Raw genomic sequence first — 13,487 nt, 5'->3', positions numbered from 1 at the left:
AACGCGCCGCTCAGCTCCGCTGCGCGGCGACGACGACGATCTCGACGAGCAGCGCCGGATCCGCGAGCTTCGCCTCGACGGTGGCGCGCGGCGGCGTGTTGCCTTGCGCGACCCACGCGTCCCATTCTTCGTTCATCCCGTCGAAATTCGCCAGATCGGAAATGTAGATCTGCACCGACAGCAGATGCGCCTTGTCGCTGTTCGCCTCGGCGAGCAGACGGTCGATGTGGCCGAGCACCTCGCGCGTCTGGCCCTTGATGTCCTGCGTGGTGTCCTCGGCGATCTGGCCGGCCAGATACACGGTCCCATTGTGGATCGCGGTTTCGGAAAGACGGGCCCCGACGTGGTGACGAATGACTGCCATGGAATGTTCCGGTCGTATGAATGATGGGTGAATGACTCGGCGACAGCGCGGCCCGCGCATCGCCGAACCGCATATTATGACGCGTTTATGCGCCGCCTTCGACGAAAAACCGGCGCGCCAGCGCGATCTGCTCGGCGCTGACGAAGGCGGGCGCATGGCCCACGCCGGGAATTTCCACCTGCGTCATGCGCTTGCCCCGCCGCACCATGTCGGCCGCGGTGTCGCGCGACAGCAGATCCGATTCGGCGCCGCGCACGACGAGCACCGACGCGTCGGTCGTCTCGATCGCGCGCCACAGCGCGGCCTCGCCCAGCGCGGCGAGTTCGGGCGTGGTCGCCTTGAACGGCTCGGCGATGCGCGGATCGTAGCGGATCGTCCAGCCGCCTTCGGGCAGCGCGCGCAGCAGCGGCGCGTTGATCTCGCGCCATTCGTCCGCGCTCAGCGGGCCGAACGGCAGCGACAGCGAGGTCAGGTAGTCAATGCCTTCCTGCTCGGTCGCGAAGCGCGGCTGCACGCCGAGGTATTCGCCGATGCGCGTCAGCGAGTCGGGCTCGATGCGCGGGCCGACGTCGTTGACGATCATCCTGCGAATCGGCGAACCGGGCAGCCCCGCGAGCGCCATGCCGATCAGCCCGCCCATCGACGTGCCGAACCAGTCGACCGAGTCGACGTCGGCGCGCGCGATCAGCGTCACCATGTCGGCCACGTATTGCGGAATCGCGTAATGCCGCGGATCGGCGAGCCAGTCCGACTGGCCGCGCCCGACGATGTCGGGGCAGACGACGCGGTACGCATCGGACAGCGCCGCCGCCAGGCGGTCGAAGTCGCGCCCCGACCGGGTCAGCCCGTGCACGCAGACCAGCACGCGCGGATTCGCGGGATCGCCCCATTCGGTATAGGCGACGTGATGAAGGCCGGCGGCGCTGGCGCACTGCACGCGTCGCTGGCGGGGGACCGGAGGAGTCGCTGGAGTCGTTGGCATCGGTGGCATCCTGTCGAACGAGGGCGGCGCGGCGGGACAACGCGTGCGCGGGGCCCGATGCAAACGATTGTAAACCGCTTCCGGCGCGCGGGTCGGCCCGGCGCGGCCGCCTCCAGCGACAAACGCCCCGCGTGCCGTCACCGGCATGCGGGGCGCTGGAGGAGCCGCGCAGCACGCGCGGCCGGCGAACTTACGCGACTGCGCTCACGTCGAGCGGCGCGCCCGTCTTCGCCTGGATCTCGTCGACGCCGACGCCGTCGGCAAGTTCGAGGACCTTCAGGCCGTTCGGCGTCACTTCGATCACGCCGAGATCGGTGATGATCAGGTCGACCACGCCGACACCCGTCAGCGGCAGGTTGCATTCGTCGAGGATCTTGTGCTGGTCGCCCTTCGCGACGTGCTCCATCAGCACGACGACGCGCTTCACGCCCGCGACGAGATCCATCGCGCCGCCCATCCCCTTGATCATCTTGCCGGGGATCATCCAGTTCGCGAGGTCGCCGTTCTTGCTGACCTGCATCGCGCCGAGGATCGCCAGGTTGATGTGGCCGCCGCGGATCATCGCGAACGAATCGGCCGACGAGAAGATCGACGAGCCCGGCAGCGTCGTGACGGTCTGCTTGCCCGCGTTGATCAGGTCCGCGTCGACCTCGTCCTCGGTCGGCGACGGGCCGATGCCGAGCAGGCCGTTCTCCGACTGCAGCCACACCTCGACGCCTGCCGGCACGTGGTTCGCGACGAGCGTCGGCAAGCCGATGCCGAGGTTCACGTAGAAGCCGTCCTGCAGTTCCTTCGCCGCGCGCGCGGCCATCTGGTCACGATTCCAGGCCATGTCAGTCTCCTTTCGCGCGTACGACGCGTTGTTCGATGCGTTTCTCGGGCGTCGCGTTCAGCACGATCCGCTGCACGAAGATCCCCGGCGTGTGAACCTGGTCCGGGTCGAGTTCGCCGTTCTCGACGATCTCCTCGACTTCGGCGACGGTGATCTTGCCCGCCATCGCGCACATCGGGTTGAAGTTGCGCGCCGTGCGGCGATAGATCAGGTTGCCCGACTTGTCGGCCTTCCACGCCTTCACGAGCGCGACGTCGGCCGTCAGCGACGGCTCGAGCACGTAGTGGCGATCGCCGAACTGGCGCGTTTCCTTGCCTTCCGCGATCACGGTGCCGTAGCCGGTGTTCGTGAAGAACGCCGGGATGCCCGCGCCGCCCGCGCGCAGCTTCTCGGCGAGCGTGCCCTGCGGCGTGAATTCGAGCTCGAGTTCGCCGGCCAGGTACTGGCGCTCGAACTCCTTGTTCTCGCCGACGTACGACGAGATCATCTTCTTGATCTGGCGCGTTTCCAGCAGCAGGCCGAGGCCGAAACCGTCGACGCCCGCGTTGTTGCTGATGCAGGTGATGCCCTTGACCGCCGAATCGCGCAACGCGGCGATCAGCGCTTCCGGAATCCCGCACAGGCCGAAGCCGCCCACCGCGAAGGTCTGTCCGTCATGGACGATCCCTTCCAGCGCGGCCGCCGCGCTTGGATAGACTTTGTTCATCAGTATGTCCCTTCCTCTATGGAAACCAGCGAAACCGGTTTTACGCGCCGACGTGGCCCGCAAGCCCGCCGCATCATTCTATGCATGCTCGACCGTGCCTGCGTCGACGCGCGCCGTTTTTATGTCGCGGCACAAGCCGCGAGATGCCTGAAAGGGTACGATGCGGCGCGGATGCGGCACAATACGCAAAAATACATAAGCGTTTGCCACGGTTTCCCGCGCCCATGCCCGCTCTCGATTACCAGACCGCCTTCCACCTCGCGCCGCTCGGGCTCGTCATGTCGCGCGACCGCGTGATCGAGGACTGCAACGATGCGGTCGCGGCGATTTTCCGCTGCGCGCGCACCGACCTGATCGGGAAATCCTATGAAGTGCTGTATCCGTCGCCGGACGAGTTTCAGCGGATCGGCGAGCGAATCTCGCGCGTGATGATCGCGAACGGCATCTACGCGGATGACAGAATCATGAAACGCGCCGACGGCGAGCTGTTCTGGTGCCATGTGACGGGCCGCGCGCTCGACCGCACCGCGCCGCTCGCGGCCGGCGTCTGGACCTTCGAGGATCTGAGCGCGACGCGCCGCGTCGCCGTCGAACTGACGCCGCGCGAACGCGAGATCGCCGCGCAGCTCGCGACCGGCAAGACCAGCAAGCAGATCGGACGCGTGCTCGACATCAGCTCGCGCACGGTCGACATCTACCGCGCGCGGCTGATGCGCAAGTACGGGACGAGCAATACGCCGGAGCTGCTGCAGCGTCTGCTCGGACAGTGAATGGCAATCGGCCGCGCATGCGGCCGATCCGAAGCCCGTCGGGCTTGCAAAACCGCCGGCGACCGGGCGCCGGCGCACCGCTGTCAGCCGACCTTCGACTCGAGCGCGCGCTCGATCGTGTCGCGTAGCACCTGCGGCAGCGGCACCGACTTGCCGAGCGCATAGTCGACCCAGACGCAGCGCGCGTTGCCGCGCGCATACAGGTGCTGCGGATCGTCCGCGCGCGTGAGCTCGAAACCCGTGTCGAAGCTGCTGCGCCCCGGTTTCGCGACCGACATCCGCGCGATCACGTCGCCCGGATAGTGCAACTGCTTCAGGAACTCCATCGACGCCGTCACGATGACCGGCCCCTGCCCTTCGCCGTTGCCGCCGGCAATCCCGAGCTGCTCGAACCACGAGATCCGGGCCTGCTCCATGTAACGGAAATAGACCGTGTTGTTCACGTGGCCGAACGCATCCATGTCGCCCCAGCGAATCGGCATCGACATTTCAAATACGGGGAGGTAATCGCTCATTGCAGTCTTCTTTGTTGCTGGATGTCATCCACTCAGGCGAGGCCGAAGCCGTCGTCGGCGGAGATAATCGAGCCGTTGATGAACTGCGACTCGTCGGCCGCGAGCAGCAACAACAGCCCGTCGAGATCCTGCGGCTTGCCGACGCGCCGGCGCGGCAGCATCGACTGCAGCTTCTGGCCCTGCTCGGTTTCCCACAGGTAATGATTGATTTCGGTATCGATATAGCCCGGACAGATCGCGTTGACGTTGATCCCGTGGCGGCCCCATTCGAGCGCCATCGCGCGCGTCATCTGCACGACCGCGGCCTTGCTCATCGCGTACAGCCCGATCTGCGGAAACGCGCGCAGGCCGGCCACCGACGCGATGTTGATGATCCGGTACGGCGGCTTGCCGTTGCCGTTCGCGCGCATGATCATCCGCTTCGCGACTTCCTGCGCGACGAAAAACGCGCCGCGCGTGTTGGTGTCGAACACGAACTCGAAATCGGCCGGCGTCACGTCGACCAGCTTCTGCATCGTCGACACGCCCGAATTGTTCACGAGGATGTCGATCGTACCGGCTTCGGTCTCCGCGTGCGCGACGGCCGCCTTGATGCTCTGCTCGTCGGTGACGTCGAGCGACACGACGTGCGCGGCGCCGCCCGCCGCCTCGATCTCCGCGCGCAGCTCCTTCAGGCGCTCGACGCGGCGGCTCGCCAGCACGACCTTCGCACCCGCCTGCGACAACACCTGCGCAAAGCGTTGCCCGAGGCCGCTCGACGCGCCCGTGACCAGCGCGACCTTGCCTTCCAGATTGATCGATCGACCCATTTTGCACATCCCCTTTCGATGTCGTTTCGCCGTCCGGACAGCACGGCCGGCGCGGCATAACCCTAGCACAAAAAATAGAACGGTCGTGCTAATCTAGCCGCATGTTGTTGCGGCATGCGTTTCGTTTCGCAGACAATACGCTCCCGAATAAAAGCATTCTAACGGTTAGAGGAACGCCAATGACCCCCGCAAGCCTCATCGAGCAATACGGCCCGCGCGAATCGATGGAATACGACGTCGTGATCGTCGGCGGCGGCCCGGCCGGGCTGTCGGCCGCGATCCGGCTCAAGCAGCTGGCCGCCGAGAAAGGCGCCGAGATCGGCGTATGCGTGCTCGAGAAGGGCTCCGAGATCGGCGCGCACATCCTGTCGGGTGCGGTGATGGACCCGCGCGCGATCACCGAGCTGTTTCCCGACTGGAAGGAACGCGGCGCGCCTTTGGACGTCGAGGTGACGGAAGACCGCTTCCTGTTCCTGTCCGAGAAAAGCGCGGTCGCCACGCCGAACTGGGCGTTGCCGGACAACTTCAAGAACCACGGCAACTACGTGATTTCGCTCGGCAACGTCACGCGCTGGCTGGGCCAGCAGGCCGAGGCGCTCGGCGTCGAGATCTTCCCGGGCTTCCCGGCCGCGGAAATCCTCTACAACGACGACGGCTCGGTGAAGGGCGTCGCCACCGGCAACATGGGCGTGGGCAAGGACGGCGAGCCGACCGAGAACTTCCAGCTCGGCATGGAACTGCACGCGAAGTACACGCTGTTCGCCGAAGGCTGCCGCGGCCATCTCGGCCGCCAGCTGATCTCGAAGTTCAAGCTCGACGCGAACGCCGATCCGCAGGCGTACGGGATCGGCATCAAGGAGCTGTGGGAAATCGATCCCGCGAAGCACAAGCCGGGCCTCGTGATCCACACGGCCGGCTGGCCGCTGAAGTCCGATACCTACGGCGGCTCGTTCCTGTATCACATGGACAACAACCAGGTCGTGGTCGGCTTCGTGGTGGGCCTCGGCTACACGAACCCGTACCTATCGCCGTTCGAGGAATTCCAGCGCTACAAGACCCATCCGTCGATCCGCGCATTCCTCGAAGGCGGCAAGCGCGTGTCGTACGGCGCGCGCGCGATCACCGCGGGCGGGCTGCTGTCGCTGCCGAAGACGGTGTTCCCGGGCGGCGCGCTGATCGGCGACGACGCGGGCTTCCTGAACGCGTCGCGGATCAAGGGCAGCCACGCGGCGATCAAGACCGGCATGCTGGCGGCGGACGCCGCGTTCGACGCGGTGCAGGCCGGCCGGCAGTCGGACGAACTGAACGCCTATCCGGACGCATTCAAGCAGTCGTGGCTGTACACGGAGCTGTACCGCGCGCGCAACTTCAAGCAGTGGATGGCCAAGGGGCTGTACCTCGGCACGCTGATGGTCGGCATCGAGCAGAAGGTGATGGGCGGCAACGTGCCGTGGACGCTGCACCACAAGCATGCGGACCACGAGATGCTGAAGCCGGCGTCGCAGTGCGAGCCGATCGTGTATCCGAAGCCGGACGGCAAGCTGACGTTCGATCGCCTCTCGTCGGTGTTCATCTCGAACACGAACCACGAGGAGAACCAGCCGGCGCACCTGACGCTGAAGGATGCGAGCGTGCCGGTGAACGTGAACCTGCGCACCTACGCAGGCCCCGAAAGCCGGTTCTGCCCGGCGGCCGTGTACGAGTTCGTGAAGAACGACGACGGCAGCGACCGCCTAGTGATCAACGCGCAGAACTGCGTGCACTGCAAGACCTGCGACATCAAGGACCCGACGCAGAACATCGTGTGGGTCACGCCGGAAGGCGGCGGCGGCCCGAATTATCCGAATATGTAAGGCCGCAGCACGCCGCTTCGCGCGGCGTTTTCTACATCGTTCAACGCAAACGGGGCGCTATGGCGCCCCGTCCTTTTGTATCGGCCTGCCCCGTCCGCGCGCCGGCGGCGCCCGGACTGCGCCGTTACGTCGCGCTGCCGGCGATCTTCGGCGTCTGCGTTTCGACGTCGCCGCACTGCGCGCGATGGCGCAGCGCATGGTCGATCAGCACCAGCGCAAGCATCGACTCGGCGATCGGCGTCGCGCGGATGCCCACGCACGGATCGTGACGCCCGAAGGTTTCGACCGTCGCCTGCTCGCCGTCCTTCGTGATCGAGCGGCGCGGCGTGCGGATGCTCGACGTCGGCTTGATCGCGATCGACACCGTGATGTCCTGCCCCGTCGAAATCCCGCCGAGCACGCCGCCCGCGTGGTTGCCGACGAAACCGGCCGGCGTCAGTTCGTCGCCGTGCACCGAGCCGCGCTGCGCGACACTGTCGAACCCTGCGCCGATCTCGACGCCCTTCACCGCGTTGATGCTCATCATCGCCTTCGCGATGTCCGCGTCGAGCCGGTCGAACACCGGCTCGCCCCAGCCGACCGGCACGCCCGACGCGACGACGTCGATGCGCGCGCCGATCGAATCGCCGTCCTTGCGCAGCGCGTCCATGTAGGCCTCGAGCTCGGGAACGATCGCCGCGTTCGGCGCGAAGAACGGGTTTTCGCGCACGTGCGACCAGTCGACGAACGGCACCTCGATTTCGCCGAGCGCGCTCATGTAGCCGCGCACCTCGACGCCGAAACGCTCGCGCAGCCACTTCTTCGCGACCGCGCCCGCGCCGACGATCGGCGCGGTCAGGCGCGCGGACGAGCGGCCGCCGCCGCGGTAGTCGCGCACGCCGTACTTCTGCCAGTACGTGTAGTCGGCATGGCCGGGCCGGAACGTCTCGACGATGTTGCCGTAGTCCTTGCTGCGCTGGTCGGTATTGCGGATCAGCAGCGCGATCGGCGTGCCGGTCGTCACGCCTTCGAACACGCCCGACAGGATCTCGACCTCGTCGGCCTCCTGCCGCTGCGTGACGTGCCGCGACGTGCCCGGCTTGCGGCGGTCGAGCTCGACCTGGATGTCGGCCTCGCTCAGCGCCATCCCCGGCGGGCAGCCGTCGATCACGCAGCCGATCGCGGGACCGTGCGATTCGCCGAAGGTCGTGACAGTGAAAAGCGTGCCGAGGGTATTGCCGGACATGATGGAACCGCCCAAAGAGAAATGGGCAAACCGGGACGCCGCCTGTCGTGCAACGGGCAGCCCGCCGGTTCGCCGATCGAAAAAGAGGTAAACCGATATTATGCCAGCCGCTCCGGCGATGCGGGCCGCGCGATGCGACGCCGACCGGCCGGTCGGCGCAGGCCGGGATGTCGCGGCACGATCGACCGTACCGACACCGGCAAACGGGCAGCCGTTCCGCCAGCCCCGAAACAGGCTGCCCGTAACGCTGCCGTCCGGCCGAAACCGCCCGGCTTCCGATACCGAGCCGCTACTTCCGCGCGCCGCGCAGCTCGCTGACCGCGGCCTGCAACGCCTCGGGCGTCGCGTGCGTCGACGGGATCGGCTCGCCGACCGCGAGCGTCAGCCGGCTCATCACGCCGCGCGTGACGGGCCGCGGCAGCTTCGCCTGCGCATGCCGCGAGAACACGCTGCCCCACAGCCCGCGCAGCGCCATCGGAATCACGGGCACCGGCGTGCGGCGCAGGATCTCGGTGATCCCGTGGTGGAACGTGTTGATGTCGCCGGTCTTGGTCAGCTTGCCCTCGGGGAAGATGCACACGAGTTCGCCGTCCTTCAGCGCGGCCTCGCACGCGTCGTACGCGCGCGCGAGCATCGCCGGATCCTCGTGGCGCGGCGCGATCGGGATCGCCTTCGCATGCCGGAACACCCAGCTCGCGAAGCGCGTCTTGAAGATCCGGTGATCCATCACGAAGCGGATCGGGCGCGGGCTTGCGGCGGCCAGCACCAGTGCATCGACGTAGCTGACGTGATTGCACACGAGCACGGCCGCGCCCTCTTCCGGAATCCGCTCCGCGTGCACGAGCCGGATCCGGTAGAACGTATGCACGAGCACCCACGCGACGAAGCGCAGCAGGAACTCGGGCACCAGCAGGTAGATATAGGCCGCGACGACGACGTTGAGCAGCGCGGTGACGAGGAACAGCCCCGGGATGCCGACACCGGCCTTGGTCAGCCCCATCGCCATCAGCGCCGACAGGATCATGAACAGCGCGTTCAGGATATTGTTCGCGGCGATGATCCGCGCGCGGTGGGTCGGCGCGCTGCGGCTCTGGATCAGCGCATAGAGCGGCACGCTGTAGAAGCCGCCGAACATCGCGAGCAGGAACAGGTCGACGAGGATGCGCCAGTGGCGCGCACCGGCCAGGAATTCGCCGACCGACAGCAGGTGCCCCGGCGACGGCAGCGCGCGGCTCGCGAAATACAGCTCGATCGCGAACACGCTGATGCCGATCGAGCCGAGCGGCACGAGGCCGATCTCGACGCGCCGCTGCGACAGCCGCTCGCACAGCAGCGAGCCGAGGCCGATGCCGACCGAGAACGTCGCGAGCAGCACCGTGACGACGTCGGGGCTCGCTGACAGCACGTCCTTCGCGAAATTGAAGAACGACGTGAGGAAGGTCGCGCCGACGAACCACAGCCACGAGATGCCGAGCAGGCTCAGGAACACGGTGCGGTTCTGCCGCGCGAGCGCGAGATTGCGCCAGGTCTCGCTGAACGGATTCCAGTTGATCACGAGATCGGGCTGCGGCGCGGGCGTGGCCGGCACACGCTGCGCGACGAGCCGCCCCGCGAGCGCGATCACGACGACGCTGACGGCCAGCACGCGCTCGCCGCTGCCCTCGATCCCCGCGGCCGCGCCGCCGATGATCGTGCCGATCAGGATCGCGATGAAGGTGCCCATCTCGACGAGGCCGTTGCCGCCGACCAGCTCCTGCTCGGCGAGATGCTGCGGCAGATACGAATACTTGACCGGCCCGAACAGCGTCGAGTGCATCCCCATCATGAACGTGCACAGATACAGCAGCACCGCGCTGTGCGTGACGAAACCGGCCGCGCCGACCAGCATCAGCACGATCTCGAAGGTCTTCACGAAGCGCGTGAGCGTCGCCTTGTCGTACTTGTCGGCGATCTGTCCGGAGGTGGCCGAGAACAGCACGAACGGCAGGATGAAGATCGCGGAAATCAGGAACGCGGCGGTTTTCGCATCGACGCCCGAGAACCGCGCGGTGTGATAGGTGACCAGCGACGTGAAGCCGATCTTGAAGACGTTGTCGTTCAGCGCGCCGAGGAACTGGGTCGTGAAGAACGGCGCGAAACGGCGCTCGCGCAACAGGTCGAACTGGGACGCGTGGGCGCGCCGTTCGCTGCGTCGCCCCGACGAGACTTGCGTTTGATCGCTCATGCGGAATACGCGCGCGTCGTCTTGGCGAAGCTGCGCGGGCCTTGTCGTAGTGTTGTTGGAAAAACGGCGGCGCAGGCCGTGCCTGTGCCGCCGCGTGCCGGCTCGCCGCGCCCGCGCGTCATGACGCCGGGCGCGGCGCGGTTCACGGCTTGTGCGCCTGGGCTTCCGGTTCCGGCCAGTCGCGGATGTAGGCCTTCAGCATCCGGTTCTCGAAGCTCTGCGCCTCGACGACCGTCTTCGCGACGTCGTAGAACGAGATCACGCCCATCAGCACCTTCTTGTCGAGCACCGGCATGTAGCGCGCATGGCGCTCGAGCATCATCCGGCGCACTTCGTTGACGTCGGTTTCCGGCGTGCAGGTGAGCGGCTCGTCCATCACCTTGCGCACCTGCACGTCGCCGATCGCGCCGCCGTTCTCGTGCAGGCGCAGGATCACTTCGCGGAACGTCAGCATCCCGACCAGATCGCCGTACTCCATCACGACGAGCGAACCGATATCGTGTTCGGCCATCGTATCGACCGCTTCGCGCAGCGGCTTATCGGGCGTCACCGTAAACAGCGTGTTGCCCTTCACTTTGAGAATATCGCTGACGCGCATCGTAGTCCCCTCATGCTTGAATGCAAAACCGCTTTCGATCCTATCGGAAAGCCTGTCAAAAGGAAAGCGCGCGCCGGTGCGGCGTCCCGGCCCGGCTTGCGGACGCCGGCCGCCCGCCGCACAATGACCGCATCGACAGCGGCCCCGAGGAGACGGCCATGGCGCATACGCATTCGGAGCAATTCGCCAGCTTCGCCGATTTCTATCCTTACTACCTGAACGAACACCAGAACCTGACGTCGCGGCGGCTGCACTTCATCGGCTCGCTCGGCGTGATCGGCTGCGTCGCGATGGCGATCGCGACCGGCCACTGGCTGTGGCTGCCGGCGGCGATCGTGTGCGGCTACGCGTTCGCGTGGGTCGGACACTTCTTCTTCGAGAAGAACCGCCCCGCCACGTTTCGGCACCCGGTCTACAGCCTGATGGGCGACTGGGTGATGTTCAAGGACATCTGCACCGGCAAGATTCCGCTGTAACGTTCGCCGGCGGCGGGCTTAGGCGGTGCGCGGCGGGCGCGCGTGCGGGTCGGGCGCACCGTCCGGCGCCGGTCCCGGCACCGCCGCGGGATGTGCGCCGGCCAGCCGATGCGCGGCGATCAGCGACGCGAGCGACACGTCGAAGCGGTCGTTCGACAGCACCGCGAGCAGCGCCGCGCCGTCGACATGGCTGCGGCGCCGCTGCAGCTGGTAGGTCAGCTCGGTGCGGTCGATCACCAGCACGTCGAACAGCTGCGCGAGGGTCAGCCGCTCCGGGTTCGCGAGCAGGATGTAGCGTGCGGCGCCTTCGCCGCCATCCAGCCGCGCGACCCATTCCCGCTCCTCCATCAACGTCAGCAGCCGCTGCGCAGTTTCCATGTCGCAGCGCAGCATCGTCGCGAGCCGCAGCGCCGAATAGCCGGGCTTGCCGGCCGCGCGCGCTTCCGCGAGCCGCGCGAGCATGTCGAGCGCATCGAGCAGGTCGCTGCCCGGATAATGGACGCGGTGGAACTGGCCGATGCGGATCGCCGGCAGCGCCGACGTCACCATCGCGCCGAGCAGCGCGATGAACCAGCTCAGGTACATCCACAGCAGGAACACCGGCAGCGCGGCGAACGCGCCGTAGACGGCCGTATAGGTCGGGATGCGCCGCACGTAGTAGCCGAAGCCGCGCTTCGCGAGCTCGAACGCGACGGCCGCGAACAGCCCGCCGATCACCGCGTCGCGCCACGCGACCGTGCAGTTCGGCAGATACACGTACAGCAGCGTGAACGCGAGCACCGTCAGCGGCAGCGACGCCAGCGTGAGCAGCCACTCGACGATCGACGTCGACGGCGCCGCGCCGGTGAACGCCAGCGACTGCGTAAACAGGTAGGACGACAGCGACAGGCTCACGCCGAACAGCAGCGGGCCGAGCGTGATCAGCGCCCAGTACGCGAGCACGCGCTGCGCGAACGGGCGCGGCTTGCGCACGCGCCAGATCAGGTTGAACGCGGACTCGATCGTCATCATCGTCATCACCGACGTGACGACCAGCACGATCAGGCCGGCCGTGGTCAGCCCCTTGGCCTTCGCCGCGAACTGGTTCAGGTACTTGAAGATCTGGATGTTGAACTGCGCGGGCATCAGGTGATCCGCGAGGAATCCCTGCAGCGAGACCTGGAACGACGCGAACATCGGGAACGCGGTAAACAGCGCGAACGCGACCGTGACGAGCGGCACCAGCGCCAGCATCGTCGTGAACGTGAGGCTGCCCGCCACCTGCGGGATGCGATCCTCGGCGCTGCGCCGGGCCGCGAACTGCGCGAGGCGCTTCAGGGTGTCGAGATCGACGCTCAACTTCGGCAAACGGCTTCTCCTTGTCGATGCCGCGCGCCTCGCGGCGCGCCGCCGCCGCGCTGCGCGACGGCTTCAGCCCCTATAATAGCCGCTCGATCCAGCAGGGGCCGACTGCACCGGGCACGCGCGCGGCCGCATGCGGCTCCGTAGCCCATGAAAGACATCCTCGTCCTCTATTACAGCCGTCATGGCGCGACGCGCGACCTCGCGCTGTCGATCGCCAACGGCATCGACAGCGTGCCGGGCATGCAGGCGCGCATCCGTACGGTGCCGCCGGTGTCGACCGTCTGCGAAGCCAGCGCGCCCGACATTCCCGCCGACGGCCCGCCGTACGCCGAATTGCGCGACCTCGAGGAATGCGCTGGCCTCGCGCTCGGCTCGCCGACCCGCTTCGGCAACATGGCCGCGCCGCTCAAGTATTTCCTCGACGGCACGACGCCGCAATGGCTGTCGGGTGCGCTGAACGGCAAGCCGGCCAGCGTGTTCACGTCGACGGGCAGCCTGCACGGCGGCCAGGAATCGACGCTGCTGACGATGATGCTGCCGCTGCTGCATCACGGAATGATGATCGTCGGCATCCCGTACACCGAGTCCGCGCTCAGCACGACGCGCACGGGCGGCACGCCGTACGGCGCGTCGCATGTCGCGCAGCACGACCGCACCGCGCCCGCCGGGCTGTCGGCCGACGAGAAGGCGCTCGCGGCCGCGCTCGGCGTGCGGCTCGCGCGCACGGCCGCCGCGCTCGCCACCGCCGGGGTCGCATGAACGCGCCCGCCCGCCCCGCTGTCGCGGCCC

The 13,487-nt window shown here is 67.2% G+C and carries 14 protein-coding genes; 4 read left to right on the top strand and 10 right to left on the bottom strand.

What is annotated here, in order from left to right; all coding sequences use genetic code 11:
• Nucleotides 1-10: 10 nt before the first annotated feature.
• The 4 genes from BST28156_RS29220 to BST28156_RS29205 all read right to left on the bottom strand — a co-directional run bounded on the left by BST28156_RS29220 (nucleotide 11) and on the right by BST28156_RS29205 (nucleotide 2,884).
• Nucleotides 11-364 carry a RidA family protein gene (locus BST28156_RS29220; protein WP_060243592.1) on the bottom strand — a complete coding sequence of 118 codons (354 nt, stop codon included), beginning with the start codon at nucleotides 362-364 and terminating at the stop codon, nucleotides 11-13.
• 85 nt (nucleotides 365-449) lie between these two features.
• On the bottom strand, nucleotides 450-1,346 hold the full coding sequence (locus BST28156_RS29215) for an alpha/beta fold hydrolase (protein WP_174904057.1): 897 nt from the start codon (nucleotides 1,344-1,346) through the stop codon (nucleotides 450-452).
• Between the two features lie 190 nt (nucleotides 1,347-1,536).
• On the bottom strand, nucleotides 1,537-2,178 hold the full coding sequence (locus tag BST28156_RS29210) for a CoA transferase subunit B (protein WP_060243587.1): 642 nt from the start codon (nucleotides 2,176-2,178) through the stop codon (nucleotides 1,537-1,539).
• Nucleotide 2,179: 1 nt separating this feature from the next.
• Nucleotides 2,180-2,884 (bottom strand): CoA transferase subunit A, encoded by a 705-nt coding sequence (locus tag BST28156_RS29205; RefSeq protein ID WP_060243584.1) that lies wholly within the window; start codon nucleotides 2,882-2,884, stop codon nucleotides 2,180-2,182.
• Nucleotides 2,885-3,108: 224 nt separating this feature from the next.
• Here BST28156_RS29205 and BST28156_RS29200 point away from each other — a divergent pair, with 224 nt between their 5' ends.
• Nucleotides 3,109-3,654, top strand: a complete 546-nt coding sequence (locus tag BST28156_RS29200; RefSeq protein ID WP_060243582.1) for a PAS and helix-turn-helix domain-containing protein — start codon at nucleotides 3,109-3,111, stop codon at nucleotides 3,652-3,654.
• 83 nt (nucleotides 3,655-3,737) lie between these two features.
• Here the strand turns inward: BST28156_RS29200 and BST28156_RS29195 are convergent, their stop codons facing one another.
• Both BST28156_RS29195 and BST28156_RS29190 read right to left on the bottom strand, forming a co-directional pair.
• Nucleotides 3,738-4,169: an acyl-CoA thioesterase gene (locus BST28156_RS29195; protein WP_060243580.1), complete on the bottom strand. Its 432-nt coding sequence runs from the start codon at nucleotides 4,167-4,169 to the stop codon at nucleotides 3,738-3,740.
• A gap of 32 nt (nucleotides 4,170-4,201) precedes the next feature.
• Entirely contained in the window at nucleotides 4,202-4,978 is a 777-nt protein-coding gene (locus tag BST28156_RS29190) for an SDR family oxidoreductase (RefSeq protein WP_009687935.1), read from the bottom strand.
• Nucleotides 4,979-5,157: 179 nt separating this feature from the next.
• On the opposite strand from BST28156_RS29190, the gene BST28156_RS29185 reads away from it, so the two are divergent.
• Nucleotides 5,158-6,831, top strand: coding sequence for an electron transfer flavoprotein-ubiquinone oxidoreductase (locus BST28156_RS29185; protein WP_174904056.1), 1,674 nt, complete (start codon nucleotides 5,158-5,160; stop codon nucleotides 6,829-6,831).
• 124 nt (nucleotides 6,832-6,955) lie between these two features.
• Here BST28156_RS29185 and aroC read toward each other — a convergent pair whose 3' ends face one another.
• The 3 genes from aroC to BST28156_RS29170 all read right to left on the bottom strand — a co-directional run bounded on the left by aroC (nucleotide 6,956) and on the right by BST28156_RS29170 (nucleotide 10,878).
• A complete protein-coding gene (gene aroC, locus BST28156_RS29180; protein ID WP_009687584.1) occupies nucleotides 6,956-8,056 on the bottom strand; it encodes a chorismate synthase in 1,101 nt (366 codons plus the stop codon).
• A gap of 289 nt (nucleotides 8,057-8,345) precedes the next feature.
• Nucleotides 8,346-10,280, bottom strand: coding sequence for an MFS transporter (locus tag BST28156_RS29175; protein ID WP_174904055.1), 1,935 nt, complete (start codon nucleotides 10,278-10,280; stop codon nucleotides 8,346-8,348).
• A 142-nt stretch (nucleotides 10,281-10,422) separates the two neighbouring features.
• Nucleotides 10,423-10,878, bottom strand: a complete 456-nt coding sequence (locus tag BST28156_RS29170; RefSeq protein WP_009694382.1) for a CBS domain-containing protein — start codon at nucleotides 10,876-10,878, stop codon at nucleotides 10,423-10,425.
• Nucleotides 10,879-11,036: 158 nt separating this feature from the next.
• Here BST28156_RS29170 and BST28156_RS29165 point away from each other — a divergent pair, with 158 nt between their 5' ends.
• Nucleotides 11,037-11,354, top strand: a complete 318-nt coding sequence (locus BST28156_RS29165) for an Mpo1-like protein (protein WP_060242162.1) — start codon at nucleotides 11,037-11,039, stop codon at nucleotides 11,352-11,354.
• A gap of 18 nt (nucleotides 11,355-11,372) precedes the next feature.
• Here the strand turns inward: BST28156_RS29165 and BST28156_RS29160 are convergent, their stop codons facing one another.
• Nucleotides 11,373-12,701, bottom strand: a complete 1,329-nt coding sequence (locus BST28156_RS29160) for a YihY family inner membrane protein (RefSeq protein ID WP_060242159.1) — start codon at nucleotides 12,699-12,701, stop codon at nucleotides 11,373-11,375.
• Nucleotides 12,702-12,845: 144 nt separating this feature from the next.
• Between BST28156_RS29160 and wrbA the strand changes: the two genes are divergently transcribed.
• Nucleotides 12,846-13,457, top strand: coding sequence for an NAD(P)H:quinone oxidoreductase (gene wrbA, locus BST28156_RS29155; RefSeq protein WP_174904054.1), 612 nt, complete (start codon nucleotides 12,846-12,848; stop codon nucleotides 13,455-13,457).
• The last annotated feature ends 30 nt before the right edge of the window (nucleotides 13,458-13,487 follow it).

The sequence above is a fragment of the Burkholderia pseudomultivorans genome (assembly GCF_902499075.1).
Classification (GTDB): Bacteria; Pseudomonadota; Gammaproteobacteria; order Burkholderiales; family Burkholderiaceae; genus Burkholderia; species Burkholderia pseudomultivorans.
This window is presented reverse-complemented; position numbering and strand designations above follow the sequence as displayed.